At 48.5% G+C, this 17,921-nt stretch carries 21 protein-coding genes; 12 read left to right on the top strand and 9 right to left on the bottom strand.

From position 1 onward, the window contains the following. Positions 1-22: 22 nt before the first annotated feature. The 7 genes from sfsA (at position 23) to panC (ending at position 5,768) form a co-directional block, all read left to right on the top strand. On the top strand, positions 23-727 hold the full coding sequence (sfsA, locus tag ACN0UN_RS09595) for a DNA/RNA nuclease SfsA (RefSeq protein WP_417659781.1): 705 nt from the start codon (positions 23-25) through the stop codon (positions 725-727). 112 nt (positions 728-839) lie between these two features. Next, positions 840-1,292 (top strand): RNA polymerase-binding protein DksA, encoded by a 453-nt coding sequence (gene dksA, locus ACN0UN_RS09590; protein WP_339879542.1) that lies wholly within the window; start codon positions 840-842, stop codon positions 1,290-1,292. A gap of 1 nt (position 1,293) precedes the next feature. Beyond that, positions 1,294-2,151 (top strand): tRNA glutamyl-Q(34) synthetase GluQRS, encoded by an 858-nt coding sequence (gluQRS, locus tag ACN0UN_RS09585; RefSeq protein WP_417659780.1) that lies wholly within the window; start codon positions 1,294-1,296, stop codon positions 2,149-2,151. A 66-nt stretch (positions 2,152-2,217) separates the two neighbouring features. Further along, positions 2,218-3,612, top strand: a complete 1,395-nt coding sequence (pcnB, locus tag ACN0UN_RS09580) for a polynucleotide adenylyltransferase PcnB (protein WP_417659779.1) — start codon at positions 2,218-2,220, stop codon at positions 3,610-3,612. Then, positions 3,612-4,091, top strand: coding sequence for a 2-amino-4-hydroxy-6-hydroxymethyldihydropteridine diphosphokinase (folK, locus tag ACN0UN_RS09575; protein ID WP_417659778.1), 480 nt, complete (start codon positions 3,612-3,614; stop codon positions 4,089-4,091). The genes pcnB and folK overlap by 1 nt, the downstream gene beginning before the upstream one ends. 39 nt (positions 4,092-4,130) lie before the next feature. Continuing rightward, positions 4,131-4,925 (top strand): 3-methyl-2-oxobutanoate hydroxymethyltransferase, encoded by a 795-nt coding sequence (panB, locus tag ACN0UN_RS09570; protein WP_417659777.1) that lies wholly within the window; start codon positions 4,131-4,133, stop codon positions 4,923-4,925. Between the two features lie 6 nt (positions 4,926-4,931). Continuing rightward, positions 4,932-5,768, top strand: a complete 837-nt coding sequence (panC, locus tag ACN0UN_RS09565) for a pantoate--beta-alanine ligase (protein ID WP_417659776.1) — start codon at positions 4,932-4,934, stop codon at positions 5,766-5,768. Here the strand turns inward: panC and panP are convergent. From panP to mpl, 6 genes are read right to left on the bottom strand one after another with little or no spacing between them, the layout of a single operon-like run. Continuing rightward, on the bottom strand, positions 5,765-7,426 hold the full coding sequence (panP, locus tag ACN0UN_RS09560) for a pyridoxal-dependent aspartate 1-decarboxylase PanP (RefSeq protein ID WP_417659775.1): 1,662 nt from the start codon (positions 7,424-7,426) through the stop codon (positions 5,765-5,767). The two genes, panC and panP, sit on opposite strands and share 4 nt — an antisense overlap. 36 nt (positions 7,427-7,462) lie before the next feature. Continuing rightward, the gene (trmB, locus tag ACN0UN_RS09555) at positions 7,463-8,167 is read right to left on the bottom strand and encodes a tRNA (guanine(46)-N(7))-methyltransferase TrmB (RefSeq protein ID WP_417659774.1); all 705 of its coding nucleotides are present in this window, start codon (positions 8,165-8,167) and stop codon (positions 7,463-7,465) included. Next, a complete protein-coding gene (locus ACN0UN_RS09550) occupies positions 8,164-8,940 on the bottom strand; it encodes an ABC transporter permease (RefSeq protein WP_417659773.1) in 777 nt (258 codons plus the stop codon). Before ACN0UN_RS09550 ends, trmB begins: the two co-directional genes overlap by 4 nt. Position 8,941: 1 nt before the next feature. Then, on the bottom strand, positions 8,942-9,889 hold the full coding sequence (locus tag ACN0UN_RS09545; RefSeq protein WP_417659772.1) for an ABC transporter ATP-binding protein: 948 nt from the start codon (positions 9,887-9,889) through the stop codon (positions 8,942-8,944). Positions 9,890-9,892: 3 nt separating this feature from the next. Further along, on the bottom strand, positions 9,893-10,513 hold the full coding sequence (locus ACN0UN_RS09540; RefSeq protein ID WP_417659771.1) for a flavin prenyltransferase UbiX: 621 nt from the start codon (positions 10,511-10,513) through the stop codon (positions 9,893-9,895). Positions 10,514-10,545: 32 nt separating this feature from the next. Then, positions 10,546-11,895 carry a UDP-N-acetylmuramate:L-alanyl-gamma-D-glutamyl-meso-diaminopimelate ligase gene (mpl, locus tag ACN0UN_RS09535; protein ID WP_417659770.1) on the bottom strand — a complete coding sequence of 450 codons (1,350 nt, stop codon included), beginning with the start codon at positions 11,893-11,895 and terminating at the stop codon, positions 10,546-10,548. 150 nt (positions 11,896-12,045) lie between these two features. Here mpl and ACN0UN_RS09530 point away from each other — a divergent pair, with 150 nt between their 5' ends. Genes ACN0UN_RS09530 through ACN0UN_RS09510 form a run of 5 tightly spaced genes read left to right on the top strand, consistent with a single transcriptional unit; the run spans position 12,046 to position 16,048 of the window. Further along, the gene (locus ACN0UN_RS09530) at positions 12,046-13,038 is read left to right on the top strand and encodes a class 1 fructose-bisphosphatase (RefSeq protein ID WP_417659769.1); all 993 of its coding nucleotides are present in this window, start codon (positions 12,046-12,048) and stop codon (positions 13,036-13,038) included. Between the two features lie 40 nt (positions 13,039-13,078). After that, a complete protein-coding gene (ppa, locus tag ACN0UN_RS09525; RefSeq protein WP_417659768.1) occupies positions 13,079-13,609 on the top strand; it encodes an inorganic diphosphatase in 531 nt (176 codons plus the stop codon). Between the two features lie 5 nt (positions 13,610-13,614). After that, complete coding sequence (locus ACN0UN_RS09520; protein ID WP_417659767.1) at positions 13,615-14,322, top strand: ABC transporter ATP-binding protein; 708 nt, start codon at positions 13,615-13,617, stop codon at positions 14,320-14,322. Then, the gene (locus ACN0UN_RS09515; protein ID WP_417659766.1) at positions 14,319-15,566 is read left to right on the top strand and encodes an ABC transporter permease; all 1,248 of its coding nucleotides are present in this window, start codon (positions 14,319-14,321) and stop codon (positions 15,564-15,566) included. Before ACN0UN_RS09520 ends, ACN0UN_RS09515 begins: the two co-directional genes overlap by 4 nt. Further along, entirely contained in the window at positions 15,563-16,048 is a 486-nt protein-coding gene (locus ACN0UN_RS09510) for a DUF3299 domain-containing protein (RefSeq protein ID WP_417659765.1), read from the top strand. The genes ACN0UN_RS09515 and ACN0UN_RS09510 overlap by 4 nt, the downstream gene beginning before the upstream one ends. A gap of 15 nt (positions 16,049-16,063) precedes the next feature. Here ACN0UN_RS09510 and ACN0UN_RS09505 read toward each other — a convergent pair whose 3' ends face one another. The 3 genes from ACN0UN_RS09505 to ACN0UN_RS09495 are packed head-to-tail and all read right to left on the bottom strand — an operon-like array spanning position 16,064 to position 17,597. Then, complete coding sequence (locus tag ACN0UN_RS09505) at positions 16,064-16,813, bottom strand: TIGR04219 family outer membrane beta-barrel protein (protein WP_417659764.1); 750 nt, start codon at positions 16,811-16,813, stop codon at positions 16,064-16,066. Between the two features lie 15 nt (positions 16,814-16,828). Continuing rightward, positions 16,829-17,254 (bottom strand): copper chaperone PCu(A)C, encoded by a 426-nt coding sequence (locus ACN0UN_RS09500; RefSeq protein ID WP_417659763.1) that lies wholly within the window; start codon positions 17,252-17,254, stop codon positions 16,829-16,831. A 31-nt stretch (positions 17,255-17,285) separates the two neighbouring features. Continuing rightward, positions 17,286-17,597, bottom strand: a complete 312-nt coding sequence (locus tag ACN0UN_RS09495) for a hypothetical protein (protein WP_417659762.1) — start codon at positions 17,595-17,597, stop codon at positions 17,286-17,288. Positions 17,598-17,921 lie beyond the last annotated feature (324 nt).

Here is a 17,921-nt window from a genome sequence, read left to right as displayed (position 1 = left end):
TCCGAGCTAGGTGGGGCTTACAATGAAGTTTCTCAACCCTTTGCGACAAGCAGTGTTATTAAAACGGTACAAACGGTTTTTAGCTGATGTTCAATTAGTTAACGGCGAGGTCATCACCATTCATTGCCCAAATACAGGCGCCATGACGGGGTGTGCTGAGCCAGGTATGAAAATATGGATGAGCGACTCAAATAATCCCAAGCGTAAATACCGTTACACATGGGAATTAGCGCAAACCAATAACGGCCATATGATCTGCGTGAATACCCATCGAGCCAACCAGCTGGCTGGCGAGGCGCTTGAACATAACATCGTTCCTGCCCTGAGCGATCTTGCTAATTTGGTGGCAGAACGCAAGTATGGCTACGATAACCGCCGCATAGATTGGTGTGCCGAAGATGCGGCTGGACAAACTGTATTTATAGAAGTTAAAAGTGTCACTCTGGCCGAAGGTACGCACGGTTTTTTTCCTGATACGGTAAGCAAACGTGCGGTTGAGCATTTACGTAGCCTGCAAGATATGAAAGTTGACGGGCACCGCGCCGTTGTTCTTTATATTGTCATGCATGACGGTATCAACGATGTGCAAGCGGCAGGTCATTTGGATGAAAAATATGCCGCCATGGCTGCACAGGCCAAAGCATTTGGAGTTGAGTTTTATGCGCTAAGCTGCGACATTTCAGAGCACGGAATTACACCGACGGGGTTGCTTCCAATGAATGAATAATTTGGGTGGGTCAACACGCAATGTTATTTGACAAATAAAATTGCGCACCCCATCGCTTTCTGGTATATGTACCGACCTTTTTAATAACAACGTCTCATACAGGAGATCCATAATGCCTCAAGGAACGCCGAAAAAAGCCCATGGCATTCTGGCGCAAGCTGGCTTGGAGCCTTACGAGCAAGGCTCTAGCGAAGAATACATGAATGAGGCGCAGCGTGCGCATTTTCGTAAAATTCTCGAAGTTTGGCGTGCGCAGTTGCGTGAAGAAGTTGACCGCACCGTGCACCACATGAAAGACGAAGCAGCAAACTTTCCAGATCCAGTAGATCGTGCCGCTCAAGAAGAAGAGTTCAGTCTTGAATTGCGCACCCGCGATCGGGAACGTAAGCTCATCAAGAAAATTGAGAAAACACTGCAAAAAATTGAAGCTGACGATTTCGGTTTCTGTGATCAGTGTGGCATTGAAATTGGCATCCGCCGACTGGAAGCGCGCCCAACCGCTGACTTATGTGTTGATTGTAAAACACTGGCGGAAATCAAAGAGAAACAAATGACTGGCGCCTAACATGGTAGCCACCTCTGGTTATTGTGGTCGTTTTGCCCCGACTCCGTCGGGGCCACTTCATTTTGGCTCTTTACTTGCAGCACTCGCAAGCTACCTCGATGCCCGCGCCTGCGGTGGCCGCTGGTTCGTTCGCATTGAAGATATTGACGAACCTCGCGCTGTGTCTGGGGCTGATGCAATCATTCTTGAACAGCTTAAACAGCATGAACTGCACTGGGACGGTGACGTTTGGTACCAAAGTAGGCGCACCGACGTTTATCAAGCCGCACTACAGCACCTTACTGACCAACAGTTAACTTACCGCTGCGAATGTTCGCGCAAACAGATTAAAGCGCTTGGCCCGTTTTACACGGGAATTTGCCGCGATAAAAATTTGACCGCTGGCAATACTGCAGTCCGTTTTCGAAACGATTACCCAGTACTTTCCTTTAACGATGGTTTACGGGGCCACGTTGACATTGAGCGTGACTTTGCGGCCGAGGACTTTGTTTTATTTCGCCGCGATGGCCTGTTTACCTATCAACTCGCGGTCGTGATTGATGACATTGAACAAGGCATCACCGATATTGTTCGCGGCGAAGATTTACTTACCGCCAGTAGTTGGCAACTCAACCTCTGGCGCTACTTTACTGAGCGATCCCCACAGTTTAAGCATGTACCGCTCGCTCTTGATGAGCATGGCAACAAACTGAGTAAACAAAACCACGCGCCAGCGCTCGAGAAAGATTCGGTGATCGCACAATTGTGTGCAGCCATGCAATTTCTCGGGTTGCGGCCCGATAAAGACTTAACACCAGCAGATTTGGTTGCTTCAGCGGTGACTCAATGGCGAGCGAGATACTTCCCTGAAAGGGCCTAGCAGGATACAATATAACCGTTTGCGAAATTAGCCGGAGAACCCCTTATTATTAAACGCATCAAAGCCTTGGCCGAACGCGCACTAAAGCGCACTGCGGACACGTCAAACTTACCGCAGAATATTCTTGCCAAACCACGAATTATTCCACGTGATCAACATCCTATATCGCGTAAGGACATTTCAGAAGCAGCACTGAAGGTGCTTTATCGACTCCATAACTCGGGTTATCAAGCCTACCTAGTTGGTGGTTGCGTACGTGATCTCTTGTTGGGTCTGCACCCGAAAGACTTTGATGTATCGACCAATGCTACTCCGGAGCAGGTACGAAAGCTATTTCGCAACTGTCGCCTTGTAGGTCGCCGATTCCGTTTAGCGCATGTGGTGTTTGGCCGAGAAATTATTGAAGTGGCAACTTTCCGTGGGCATCACGACGCCAGCGACGATGAGTCCACTGATAAAGTAGGTAAGCAAGACGCTGAAGGCATGCTGGTGCGCGATAATGTTTATGGCAGCATTGAAGAGGACGCACAACGCCGCGACTTCACGGTCAACGCGCTTTACTACAATATTGCTGACTTCAGCATTATTGATTTTGCCGACGGCGTGAAAGATATTGAAGCGGGTTTGCTGCGCATGATTGGCGACCCAGCAACACGCTATCGTGAAGACCCCGTGCGGATGCTTCGCGCGGTGCGTTTCGCCACCAAGCTCAACATGCGACTTGATAGCAGTGTGGCAACTCCGATTGTTGAACACGCTCCGCTGCTGCAAAACATTCCGGCCGCGCGGCTATTCGAAGAAGTGCTGAAGTTATTCACTGCTGGCAAGGCCTTAGCGAACTTTGAAATGATGGTTGAGTATCATTTATTTCAGCAACTGTTCCCGTTGTTAAAGAATTACCTAAAGGCGCCAAACGAGGCACCGTACCAGTTGATTCGACAAACGTTTTTGGACACTGACATCCGCATTCGTAACGACCAGCACATTACCCCGGCTTATCTTTTTGCTGCGTTACTGTGGTGGCCACTGCAGGCTCGCATGGAGCAGTTAAGCGTCGAGAGTGGTTTACCGCCAGTGGATGCGCTTAATATTGCTGCCGCTGATGTGATTGGCCGTCAAGTACAAACTATTGCTATCCCGAAGCGTTTCAGCTTGCCGGCCCGTGAAATCTGGCAATTGCAACAGCGTATGGAACGCGCCAAAGGTAAACGCGTGCATAGCTTGTTGTCGCACCCTAAGTTTCGGGCTGCGTATGACTTTTTGTTGCTCAGAGCAAAAACCGCTGCGCCAATCGAACAAAAGGTGTTGGAGCAGCGTGCGCAGTTCTGGACCAAGCTGCAAGAAAATAGCGACGTTACCCCGGCTCCTGTGCATAGCCCAGATGGAAAACCCGCCGCCAAACGACGGGGTCGGCGTGGTGGTCGTAGACGCCGCACCAAACCGCCAAAACAGGCGGATTAATGGCTACGGTCTATATTGGTCTTGGTGCCAACTTAGGTAACCCCGAGCAAACACTCAAAGCCGCTATTTTTGAACTTAGTGGTTTGAGTCAATTTGCACGACTTCGCGCCAGCTCATTATATGCCAGTAAACCCATGGGGCCAGCTGAACAACCCGATTATGTAAATGCCGTGGTGTGTGCTGAAACTGACTTGGAACCCTTAGCTGTACTCGATTTACTTCAGGCGATTGAACAGCAGTTCGGTCGCCAAAGAAGTCTTCGCTGGGGGCCTCGTACACTTGATCTTGATCTGCTGCTGTACGGCAATGAAACCATTAGTCTACCGCGCCTGACAATACCGCACCCGGGTCTCACCGAGCGTGATTTCGTCGTGGTGCCGCTGGCCGAGCTGAATTCTGACCTTGTTTTGCCGGATGGTCGCAGTCTGTTGTCGGTGCAGGCCACTATGGCACATCATGACCTGCAAAAAATTACCTGATACAATCCAGAGCTATCTGATTGCCACAAGGAGTTCGCCATGGCGGGCATGACTATTTCTAAATTAACCAAGATGAAGGCGGCGGGCGACAAGATCGTTTCGATAACAGCCTATGATGCTTCATTTGCGAAGCTGTTCGCACAAGCAGGCATAGACTTTATGCTGGTTGGCGACTCCCTTGGTAACGTTATCCAGGGCCAGACAACGACTTTACCGGTTACGGTTGAGCACATTGCGTATCATACCGAAGCGGTACGTCGCGGCGCTCCCGACGCCTTTGTGATAGCTGACATGCCCTTTATGTCCTACGCAACGCCACACGACGCGTGCCTTGAAGCGGCCAAATTAATGCGTGCTGGCGCCAACATGGTGAAACTTGAGGGCGGTGACTGGTTACTTGAAACCATCCGCTGTTTAGTTGAACGCAGTGTTCCAGTGTGTGCGCATTTGGGATTGTTGCCCCAGTCAGTTCATGTGCTTGGCGGTTATAAAGTACAAGGGCGTGAACAAAGTGCGGCCGAAAACACTGTGCGCCAAGCCATGGCATTAGAGCAAGCCGGTGCACAAATGTTAGTGCTGGAATGTGTTCCAACTGAACTTGGTAAGCTGATCAGCGAAAAGTTAAGCATTCCGGTTATTGGTATTGGCGCTGGCGGACACACTGACGGTCAGATTTTGGTTATGCACGACATGTTCGGCCTTAATAGCGACTACCTACCCAAGTTTGTGAAGAACTTTCTGGCCGAAGCTGGCGATCTTGAAAGCGCCGTCAAACTCTACATTGATCAAGTAAAAGAAGGCTCGTTTCCGGGGCCTGAGCATTCTTTCGAGTAGTCGCCCATGCAGCAATTAAAAAGTCTGGAAGAATTGCGTGCCTGGCGCAACCAAGTTAAGGGTACCGTTGCGTTGGTTCCAACCATGGGTAACTTGCATGAAGGGCACCTTAAGCTCGTTGATGTTGCTAAGCAGCATGCACAACACGTGGTGGTTAGTATTTTTGTTAACCCCATGCAATTCGGGGCTAACGAGGATTTAGATAGCTACCCGCGTACATTTGAAGCGGACTGTTTAGCCTTAGCTGAGCGCGGAACAGCCGCTGTATTTGCACCTACAGTTGATGATGTTTACCCGCGTGGGCTACAACAGCAAACCTTTATCGAAGTACCGGGAGTGTCAGACATCCTGTGTGGCGCCAGCCGACCAGGCCACTTCCGTGGCGTCGCTACAATCGTCGCAAAGCTGTTTAACATGGTTCAACCCGACTGCGCTGTTTTTGGCGAAAAGGATTATCAGCAGTTACAAGTGATTCGACTGATGACGCGCGATCTTAGCTTGCCTGTGGAAGTTATTGGTATGGCAACGGAACGTGCATCCGATGGCTTAGCGTTAAGTTCACGAAATGGCTACCTGAGTGCACAACAGCGGCAGGTGGCTCCGGTTATTTATCAGGCACTGCAGCAGCTTTCGCGTGAAATAAAGTCGGGTAGTACGGATAGCGCTGCATTGAACCACGCTAAGAATACTATTGAAGCAGCCGGATTGAAGCTTGATTATTTAGAATTGCGCCGGCGCAGTGACCTCGCTGATGCCACCGCGCACGACAACGAACTGGTTATTCTGGTCGCCGCGTTTTTAGGGAAAACACGGTTGATCGACAATTTACAGTTCGACCGTTAATTCCCGTTCAAGTCGCGTACTAAACCTAATTCTCTAAGTTCTGTATACAAAGCTCCGCGTAAGCTCATTGCCTGTGCAGCAATCTCGCGCTGCTCTTGCAATACTTCCTCGAGCATGTCCAGCGTGGTCAGCGGATTCGCTAACACCACACGAAAAACAACGGTTGGCTCCCGATGGTACTGTGCTGGGGTTAGTTTTGTCCGCGAGACAAATGACCTTCCAGTCTCGCGCTGCCGTTTTTGAATGAAGCGTGTCAATGCATTGAGATGCGGCATAATGCGACGAATCTGCTCTGCATTAGCTTGCTTTAACAAAGGTTTCACTTTCGCAGGAACAAAGCGATAGGTAAGTAAACACAATTGCGGCTCAGTAATCAGTTCAAAGTCATCTTGCTTGGCAATTAAGTCGGCGAACTTATGAGCCTTATCGATACTTTGATCGATTAAAAGTTCATAGCCTCGACGCCCCATAACATGCAGCGCTGAATACACCATCATCGCCATGCCTGGGCGTGAGCCTTCCATGGTGTGCGCACCTAAATCTTTTGAGCCGTGACGGATAACATATTCCGCATGATGCTCGATGGCACGCACCATGCTTGGATCACGAAACAGCACCATACCGGCCCCCATTGGCACATACATCTGTTTGTGCGCATCAATGGTGACACTATCTGCACGCTCGACCCCGTTTAACAGGCTGCGATGCCGGTTTGATAGCAAGGTAGCGCCGCCCCATGCCGCGTCAACATGAAAGTGTGCGCCCACTTCTTCAGCCACATCGGCAAGTTCGTTAAGTGGGTCGATATGTCCAGTTTCCGTGGTACCAGCCACACCCACAATTGCAAGAACCTTACCGCCGTCCTGAGCCACTTGGCTACAAGCTTCGCGTAGCTTATCAATACGAATACGATTGTTATCATCGGTTGGTACAGCAATTAAGTTGCGCCGGCCAATGCCCAGTACATCGGCCGCTTTGCTGAGCGAATAATGGCCGCGCTCAGAAACCATAATGGTTAAACGCTGGTAGTTATAGTGCGCCAAGCCTGCTGCCAGCCCCTCTGCGGCGATACCGGCAAAGTTACCGTCTGGCTTCAAGGCTAAATTGCGGGCTACCCACAACGCTGTGATATTGGCGATTGTGCCACCAGAACACATAGCCCCGAGCGAATGCTGTGCACTGTGCATCCAGCGCCGATAAAAACCAGCATCTTGGTGGTAAACCAAATGATGCAGCATACCTAAAACATTACGCTCTAGTGGCGTAAACGCCTTGGATGTTTCTATTTTTACCAGGTTCTGGTTTAAACCTACCATCAATTTCGCGAGTGGCAGCAAGAAATACGGCAATGCCGAAGTCATGTGACCAATAAAGCGTGGTGAGGACGTATGAACCGAGTGTGCAACCAGGTTATTGAGCAAGAATTCGGTATGATCAGAAACATACTGCGGGTCTTCAGGGATTTCGCTAACACTGAAATTTTGCTCAATTTCATGCAGCGGTTTTTCGCGCGCAACAATATGCTCGCCAAGAAAGCCCATAAGGTTTTCTGACAAATGCTTTTCGATTTTCCCAAGCGTCGAGTCAGGCGCTTCTGGGATAGTAAATATCTTCAACAGCGCTTCTTGACTGACTTCCGCAAATATTTTGTCGCTCAAGCAAGGTTCCTTATTACGGTTGAACGGCGAATCTGCTTATTCTGCCTCGATTGCCGAAAAATATCGACCATCTTCAGGCAGATCTACGCGCAATTCCCACAATTGCTGCGCACTGCGCTGGTATTTTCGTTCAAACGGCGTGATGGCTTCGTGACGCGCCAGCAACGGCGCAATGTTAGCGCTGCAATTCACCAGTGCCAAACTGCTGGCAACTTCGGTCAGGTATGTCACCCAATTCGACCGCATGACCAACTGACCGCCTAAGCCTAACACATAAGGCCACACGGGGCTGCCGTGCCAACGGCGCCCAAGGTGCGCGGCTTTTGGCCAAGGGTTTGGATACAAAATATAATGCTCATGCAATTGCCAGTGCGCCTCCACTGCAAGACGCCAAAAATCATGGAGGTCTGCACGCACCAAAATATAGCGCTGTCCCGCTGCTGCATTTTGATAGTGCACATGCCGCCCAAGTCGGTGTGCTGACTTATCCACGCCGATAACGAGCGCGGATGGATTTTGTTCAGCTATCCACGCAGTGCTTTCGCCAACGCCACAACATGAGTCTAAGATTACTGGCCCTTGCCAATCGGCGACCAGTTTTTGTACTTGCTCAAAGGCTTCACGATTATGTGCTTGAATTGGCTTGCGAAACGGTGAACGTAAATGGCGCATCACAACCGATACAAGATCGTCATGGTTGCCGTGCTGATTCGTTGTTACAGGTTTTGATTCATGATTCACGAACGAATACCTACACCACGATTCAATAACGTATAGGCCGTAATAAACAGCACCACGTTAAAACCAATAATAACCGCAAGTGCCACCGCAATGTTCACATCAGACACACCCAGGAACCCGTAACGGAATGCGTTAACCATGTATAGAACCGGATTCGCCTGTGCAATGTGCTGCCAAATTCCTGGCAATAACTGAATACTAAAAAACACGCCACCCAAGTACGTTAGAGGGGTCAACACAAAGGTTGGTACGATGGATATATCGTCAAAAGTTTTGGCGTGAACGGCGTTGATCAAACCACCCAACGAAAACAGCGTTGAGGTGAGAATTACTGTTGCGACCAAAATGGCAACGTTGTGAATCGTCACGTTTTGTACGAACAAGAACGACACGCAAGTTACGATAACCGCAACAATCAGCGCTCGCGCGAGACCGCCACCAACATAGCCACCTATAATTCCCGCTGGTGACACGGGTGCTACTAGCATTTCTTCGATGTTACGCTGGAACTTGGCGCTAAAAAATGAGGACGCTACGTTGGAATACGAATTGGTAATAACCGACATCATAATCAAGCCGGGAACAATGAACTCCATGTAGGGTCTACCGCCCATATCACCGATACGCTCACCTACTATGCTGCCGAAAATGACAAAGTAGAGGGTCATAGTAATAGCTGGTGGCACAAGCGTTTGCACCCAAATGCGCAAAAAACGCGTGCACTCTTTTATCCAAATTGTCTGTAGTGCAATAAAGCTTATTGATGACTGCATATTAAGCCCCCGCCGCAGCTGGTTTACGACCTTTCTCAACCAGATTGACAAAAAGTTCTTCTAAACGATTCGCTTTGTTCCGCATCGATAACACCGTTATTTGTTGCGCACTAAGTTGTTCAAAAACCCGATTCAAACCTTGGTTTTTATCAACATCAACTTCTATTGTATGGTCATCGACTGCACGCCATTTAAAGCCTTCTAGTGTCATTGTGTCAGTGACCGACGCGTCATGTTTTGCTGACAAATCAAGCACGAACGTTTCCATGTTTAAGGTGGTGAGTAAACGCTTGATCGATGTGTTTTCGATGATTGTACCTTGGTCGATAATCGCGATATTCCGGCACAATGACTCAGCTTCTTCTAAGTAATGCGTCGTTAAAATAATGGTGATGCCTTGCTTGTTAATGTCTTCAAGGTAATCCCACATACTGCGACGTAACTCAATATCAACGCCAGCCGTCGGCTCATCCAAAATCAATAGTTTCGGCTCATGTAACAATGCCCGGGCAATCATTAAGCGACGTTTCATACCACCCGACAGCATCCGCGCAGGGTTATTACGTTTATCCCACAAACTTAATTGCTTTAAGTATTTTTCTGAACGTTCTTTGGCAACTTCACGCGGCACGCCGTAGTAACCAGCTTGATTAATCACAATTTGTTGAACGGTTTCAAACTGATTAAAATTAAACTCTTGCGGCACCAGGCCAATCTGTCGCTTTAAGTCGACCAGTTGCGTGTCGAGATCGTAACCAAACACGCTGACTTTGCCTTCGGTTTTGTTCACCAGCGACGAAATAATACCGATGGTGGTTGATTTGCCCGCGCCGTTTGGCCCCAGTAACGCAAAGAAGTCGCCTTCCTCAACGTCCAAATCAATCCCTTTTAAGGCAACATGACCGCCTTTGTATGTTTTCTTTAATCCACGAATAGACAGTGCTTTCATGTGTTATTTGTTCTCCTCGCCATAACCCCAGCGTGGTTGAAGTGTTTGCTCTAGCCCTAAGTGGTCGAGTATTCGGGCCACCACAAAGTCGACTAAGTCATTAATACTTTTGGGCTGATGATAAAACCCCGGCGCTGCGGGCATAATTGTCACGCCCAGCTGGGCAAGTTTGTACATATTCTCAAGATGAATTGCTGACAGTGGCATTTCCCGCGGCAGCAAAATTAACTGCCCGCGTTCTTTCATCACCACATCTGCAGCGCGCTCAATTAAGTTATCACTTGCGCCGTGCGCAATCGCTGACAGCGTTCCCGTGGAACATGGACAAACCACCATTTTCTTCGGCGCTGCGGAGCCCGACGCCACGGGTGAAAACCACTCTTCTTTCCCATATACGTGCAGTTGCTCGGCACTCACACCAAAACGTTCTTGCATGGCCTTCGCCATAGCTTTTGGTGCTGCAGGCAGTTGCCAATCAATTTCAGTGGCGAAAACCACACGCGCTGCACTGGACATCAATAGATGCACTTGCTGATTTTGTGCGAGCAAACATTCTAACAAACGAACCGCATAAGGTGCGCCGGATGCGCCGGTTATTGCTAAAGTCACGCTAGATTGCGCCATGCCTTGCTCCTTGATTACGCAAGCTGAAATAATTAAGACCCGCGTTGCTGCAATGTTTCGAGAAAACGTTGATGGATGTTACCAAAACCACCGTTACTCATAATGACGACGTGATCACCTGCCTGCGTGTGCTGTTGCAACTGCGACAATAAGTCATCGGTGGTATCGCCGACATGCGCCCGTGGCACTTTATCGGAAACCGACCATTGTACCGTTTCTGGTTGCAGCATGAAAATCTCATCAGCGGCGCTTAGTGCATCAGCCAATGCGTCAGCCATCGTGCCCAGTTTCATGGTGTTCGAACGCGGCTCCAACACCGCGATTATACGTGCATTGCCAACCTTTGCGCGTATGCCCTGCAAGGTGGTTGCAATCGCTGTTGGGTGATGTGCAAAGTCGTCGTATACGGATATACCTGCTACGTGCCCCAGCAACTCGAGGCGGCGCTTGGTATTTTGATAGTGCGTGAAGGCCTCGCAACTAACATTGACTGGCACACCAACATGATGCGCAGCTGCAATAGCCATCAGTGCGTTGTATACGTTGTGATTACCAATTAAAGACCATTCGACCGTTCCTGCAAGCTCGCTATGATGGTAAACATCAAATACGCTGCCATCTGCTCGTTGCAGCTTGGCAAACCATTCCTGGCCTTCTCCAACCTGAATCTGCTCACTCCAGCAGCCTTGTTCAAGCACTTGCGCTAAATTGTGCTCATGGCTCGGATAGAAAATACGCCCATACGACGGAACCACGCGCACCAGGTGATGAAACTGGCGTTGAATCGCGGCCAAATCAGTGAAGATATCAGCGTGGTCAAACTCAAGGTTATTGAGAACTAACGTGCTCGGACAATAGTGAACAAACTTGGAACGTTTATCGAAGAAGGCTGTGTCATATTCATCGGCTTCAATGACAAAAAAATCGCTCTCGCCTAAGCGCGCCGACTGTTGAAAATTAGCCAGCACACCGCCCACTAAAAAGCCGGGTTTGAGACCTGCAAATTCAAGCAACCATGCCAACATACTGGAGGTTGTTGTTTTACCGTGAGTACCTGCTACCGCAAGTACCCATTTATGCTGTAACAAAGCATCGTGCAGCCATTGCGGCCCTGATATATAGGGGATGCGCTGGTTGAGTACAGCCTCAACCGCGGGATTGCCGCGACTTAGCGCGTTGCCTATGATAACTAAATCAGGCCGCGGGCTCAGCTGCTCCGGCTGGTAGCCCTCAACAAGTTCAATGCCCAGCTGGCGTAATTGATCACTCATCGGTGGGTATACCTGCGCATCGCTGCCAGTTACGTGGTGCCCCAGCTCCTTTGCGAGCGCTGCAATACCGCCCATAAAGGTGCCGCAAATGCCCAAAATGTGAATGTGCATGATTTTACTCGATGAATCAGGGTTTTCGATAGTGTATCACGGGCTTTTGGCACAGCGACAATCTGGGCAGGCAATTTGCTTAAATTTGCGGTAAACTTAGCCGCGTTTAAAACACGGTTCTCGAACAACCAGCAACTTCACGAGGGTTCCATGCAACGCCTAATTCCGACCTTACGTAACGACCAGGTCGACGAAGCTCTAATTTCCGTCATCAATACATTGCAGATATGCGCCAAAGAAATTTCATTTCGCGTTGGTCAAGGCGAGCTTGCCGGCGTTTTGGGGTCAACACTTTCTGAGAATATTCAGGGTGAAACGCAAAAGAAATTAGACATTTTGTCGAATCAGCTACTCAAAGAAATTTTGCTGGAGTGCCAGCATGTGAGAGCGGTCGCCTCCGAAGAAGAAGAAGGGATTGTACTCGGTAATGACAACGGCAAATACCTCGTTGCATTCGACCCTCTCGATGGCAGTTCAAATATCGACATCAATAGCATGGTTGGCACCATATTTTCGATTCTTCCCGTACCAGAAGATAATACGGGTGACGTCGACATGTTTTTACAGCCAGGCCGCAACCAAGTCGCGGCGGGTTATATTTTGTATGGTCCTTCGATTATGATGGCTTTTACCACCGGTAAAGGGCTGCGCATGTTCACGTTGGATCAAACTGTTGGTGAGTTCTTACTGACGAAGAAAGACATCACCATTGAAGAGGAAACTTCGGAGTTTGCCATCAATATGTCGAACTTCCGCCATTGGCAAGAAGGCATGCAACTCTACGTTGATGACCTACTGGCTGGCACGAGTGGGCCACGCACGAAAAACTTTAATATGCGCTGGGTCGCTGCAATGGTCGCAGATGTTCACCGCATTCTCTGTCGTGGCGGATTATTTGCTTACCCATGGGATGCCCGCTCAGAGAACAAACCCTACAAACTGCGTCTGATGTACGAAGGCAATCCAATGGCTTGGTTAATCGAGCAAGCTGGTGGTGCTGCGCATAGCGGCGAAGAACGTATTTTGGATATTCAGCCCACTGATATTCATCAGCGAGTCGGCATAATTCTTGGCGCTAAACATGAAGTTGAAACATGTTTAAGCTATCTCAAGGGTTCGCAATCGGATAGCAAGCCCGTATAATACGAACATCTCTTTTATATTTTGTCATACAGGAATACACATGAGCTTAAGTCACGTTAGCGCAGGTAAAAACTTGCCAGAAGAAGTCAACGTAATCATTGAGATACCTGCCAACGCAGATCCAATCAAATATGAAGTGGATAAAGACACCGGTACCTTATGGGTTGACCGTTTTATGTCTACCCCTATGTTTTATCCATGTAACTACGGCTTCGTAAACGAAACGTTATCACTTGATGGCGACCCAGTTGATGTGTTGGTACCAACACCGTACCCATTGCAAGCTGGCTCAGTTATCAAATGCCGCCCAGTTGGCGTGCTTAAAATGACTGACGAATCTGGCGAAGACGCTAAAGTTATCGCTGTGCCAGTAAGCAAGTTAACGAAAGAATATGATCACATTCAAAACGTGAATGACTTACCAGAGTTACTTAAGGCCCAAATCACACACTTTTTTGAGCGCTATAAAGAACTTGAAAAAGGTAAGTGGGTTAAAGTTGAAGGCTGGGGCGACATTGATGCAGCCAAAGCCGAGCTCGTCTCTTCATTTGACCGTGCGAAGCAGAAGTAAGCGTGATGCCCGGCGCCTGTATTGAACTCAAACAGCTTGAGTTTCAGTGGCCAGGCGCCACGCAACCTCTGTTGCGCATTCCCGAACTGCTGATTTCCAGCGGTGAGCGCGTTTTACTGCGCGGTGCCAGTGGTTCGGGAAAGTCGACACTGCTAAGTCTTATCGCCGGTATTCATAAAGCTAAAGCACAGCAAGTGTTCGTACTTGACCACGACCTTGGTGCCATGTCACAGCGCCAACGCGATAAGCTTCGAGCCAATGAAATTGGCTATATATTTCAGCAATTTAACTTATTACCTTATCTTAGCGCCTGTCAGAACGTGCTTCTTGCACAGCAGTTTTCACCAGCACGGCGCCAACGTTTGAACGCTCAACAGCCATCACATAAGCAGCAAGCACGAAAGCTACTGCTCCAGCTTGGCCTAACCGATAGCGACACCGAACGACCGGCGCATCAGTTAAGTGTGGGGCAGCAACAACGCGTCGCTGCAGCGCGTGCTTTGTTTGGCAGCCCCGCATTGATCATTGCTGATGAACCAACATCAGCCCTTGATGCGGACCAACGAGACAACTTCATTCAGATATTATTTGAAGCCTGTCGCGCAAACAACACGACACTATTGTTTGTAACGCACGATGCCAGCTTAGCGCCCCATTTTGACCGTGCTATTGAACTTGCCGATATTAATACCGGCAGTGGTGGTCGGTTATGATTCGCCTTGCCTTTGCCAGTTTAGCCAATCGCAAATCAAGTGCTTGGCTCACTATTTTAGCTATTGCAGTAAGTGCATTACTATTAATCGGCGTGGAACGCGTTCGTACGCAGACGCAAGACAACTTTGCCAACACAATATCAGGTACTGATCTGATTGTTGGCGCACGTACAGGGTCAACACAACTCCTATTGAGTAGCGTTTTCCATATCGGTGCCTTGAATAATAGTATGACGTGGCAAAGCTATACCCATATTAAAGAGCTACCGGGCGTTGCCTGGAACATCCCCATGGCTCTGGGTGATAGCTTCTCCGGTTACCCCGTAGTAGGCACCAACGAGGACTTTTTCCGGCACTTCAAGTATGCCTCAGAGGTTGCTCTGGAGTTTGGTTCAGGCCGCGCATTTCATGCCGACGACCAAGCCGTATTGGGCGCAGAGGTTGCGCAGCGTATGCAACTTAATGTCGGTGATGCGCTCACCATTGCCCACGGCAGCGGCGGTATAAGCTTTTCCGACCATGATGCACATCCGTTTCAAGTAACTGGCATTCTGCAACGAACTGGAACACCGGTAGACCAAGCTATTTATGTTCCTCTGGCTGGCTTGGGACTGGTGCATGGTGAACTCATACATGACGATAATGATGATTCACATGACCATGAACACGCGGACACCGAGCAACAGCCGGTATATACCCTTAGCGCGGTTCTACTTGGCCTCGACAACCGTGCGTTAGCGTTACGCATGCAACGACAGATAAATACTTATCGCGAAGAACCACTTAGTGCCATTATGCCGGGCCTAGCCTTAACCGACTTATGGCGTACGTTGAGTTTGTTTGAGAAGGCACTGTTCACAGTTTCCATATTAGTCGTCGCTACGGGTCTTTTAGGCATGTTAACCGCTTTACTTGCCAGCTTGCGGGAACGCCGGCGGGAAATGGCAGTCTTACGTTCTATTGGCGCCGGACCTTTTACCCTATTTGGCCTGCTGGTCAGTGAAGCCTTTATGCTTGCCTTAGCTGGCGTTAGCATAGGTGTGCTTATGTTATTTGCGGTTCTGCACTTTGGCGCCGATTGGCTGTTGCTGCATACCGGTTTGCTATTACGCGCGACACCACTAACGATTACCGAATGGAGTCTCGTGGGCGCCATACTTGCCGCCGCAATTCTCTTGAGTTTCATTCCTGCGTGGCGAGCCTATCGCAACGCATTAGCCGATGGATTAACAATACGCTTATGATGAAGTTTTTAACCGCATTGCTCGTAGTATCTATTAGCCTCTTCACGCCAGTTCATGCTGAAGACTACGTGACCACACATTGGAAAGAGCTGGTTCCTGAAGGGTACAAGCCGCCTCCAGTGCGCAGTCAGGCGTTTTATGATGCGAATCCAGAGTTAGCGAATCAGCCAGAACTTGATGCGCCTATGGTTGAGGCTTTAGACGGGAAAAAAATTAAAATACCAGGGTATGTGGTGCAACTTGAAGGTGACGCCGATAAGGTCACGCAATTTTTGCTAGTCCCCTATTTCGGAGCATGCGTGCACGTGCCACCACCACCGCCGAATCAAATTGTGTTAGTTGATTTTGCCGAAGGTGTGAAATATGAAGATACTTTTGACGCCGTATGGGTTGAAGGTACCATTCACGTCGAGCGGGTTGAAGGCGATGTAGCCGTGGTCGGCTATCGTCTGACAGCCGCCACGGTTACGCCATACTATTAACAGTTATTATTTCGCTTAGAAATGGATTTCTAAGCCTAAATAAGGCCCTTTGAACTGTAAATCTGAATCGATGTTATCCAAATCGTCTAGCTCAATGGTTACATCCCGGTAGCCCAGTTGCAGATTCAAATCGATGGCTAAGTTTTCCACAAGACGATACTCAATACCTGCTTCCACATCGCGAATGCTGCTGTCATCAATGCTAACTGCGTTAGCAATACCGTACACGGTTAACGGAGTCGTCGGAATACCCACTCGAAGTTGCGCATAACCTGTTGGTATCCATCCATCACTTTCTACCCGGTTTTCACTTTGTGCATCGCGTACAGCCAGTAAGCCGTCGACTTTTTTGCCAGTAATACCGAAGTCAAACGACAGCAAATCGTTGTCGAATAACTCATAGTACAACGTGATATCGGTATGGCTTAAATCAATCGTACTACCGAGCGTAGTTCCAGCTGTGTAGCCTTCACCGTTGTACGTGAAGTCTTGTGTCAGCGTAACGGAACCTTGTGCCATCAATTCATTTTCACGAATCTTGATGTTCGGTACCAGAGGAATTGGGTGCTCAAGTGCGACATAAAAGCTCTTCTGCTTTTCGTCAGCGAATGCGAATGACTGGTTACCTGAGCCAGAGCCAAAGTTACCCGTAGCTTCAGTGTCCCAAACTTGTCCACCAGCATAAATACCTAACAAAGTATCTGCTTGTGCAGCCCCTGTTAGCAGTAGCGTTGGTGCAATCAATGCAATGGCGATCTTTTTCATTTCCGGATGTCCTTACTAACGTATTGTTTTTACTTCGGCGTCGAAGCTTACACTATCACCATCACTGAAATGAAGAGCAAATTCAACTTGATCACCTGGCTTAAACGCTTTTTTTACACCAAACAGCATAAGATGGTACCCACCTGGCTGAAACACGACGGTTTTACCCGGCTCAATATTCAATTCCGGCACACGCCGCATCTGCATCATACCGTCACGCAAGGTATGCTGGTGCACTTCAACTGCACGCGAGGCATCCGTATTGGCACCTACGACGGTAATCGTTTTAGTACCTGTATTACTTATCGTAAAGTAGCCTGCGCCGTTCTCTGAACCAGGAATTGACTCTTTTAACCAAGCATTTGAGATTTCGACCTCAGCTGCACTTGCAAGCAATGGTATAAAAGCCAAAAGTAACGTAGACGTTTTGACCCAATGCATAATCGTCTCCTCAATTAATGAAGATATTATTTTACACAGGTTTAGGGCGTTTACGCACCAGTAAATAGATGACCAGTCCAACTAATAAATAAGGCCACAACCAACTAAACAGAACGAATGCTAAGGTTAACAGAGCCACAGCTATCGCGAATCCCACACTGCAGCCAACGAAAATGGCCACAGCAAAGGCAACAGCGGCCATTGCAACAATGACTAATCCGGTAAAGCCCACGCTAAAGATCAGTCCAAGCACAGCACCGAGTACAGCGAATATTTCATCTGCAAACAATAAAAAGGCCACGACACCGATAAGTATCCATAACCAATTGCGATCGCTTTTCATACACTAACCTCGTCATAAAATTATACTTAGAATAGTTAATGCAATGATCGTGCCTATTTTGCATGTTATTGTTTTTATTGATTATTATTAAAGGGATAAGGTTTAGCAGATGTGTAAAGTGGTCGAAAGCACGAAAAATTCGTTAATCGCTATTCGTTATTCGTTATTCGTTAATCGTTGTTCGAAGAGGTCTTTTCTTTTTTTCGAATAACCAATAACGAATAACCAATAACGCTTTTGGTTTTTTAGGCATAAAAAAACCCCGAGCGTTTGCTCGGGGTTCTCGATTTAAAGCCTGGCGGTGTCCTACTCTCACATGGGGAA

This window comes from Pseudidiomarina sp., from assembly GCF_048267825.1.
In the GTDB taxonomy this organism is placed as follows: domain Bacteria; phylum Pseudomonadota; class Gammaproteobacteria; order Enterobacterales; family Alteromonadaceae; genus Pseudidiomarina.
This window is presented reverse-complemented; position numbering and strand designations above follow the sequence as displayed.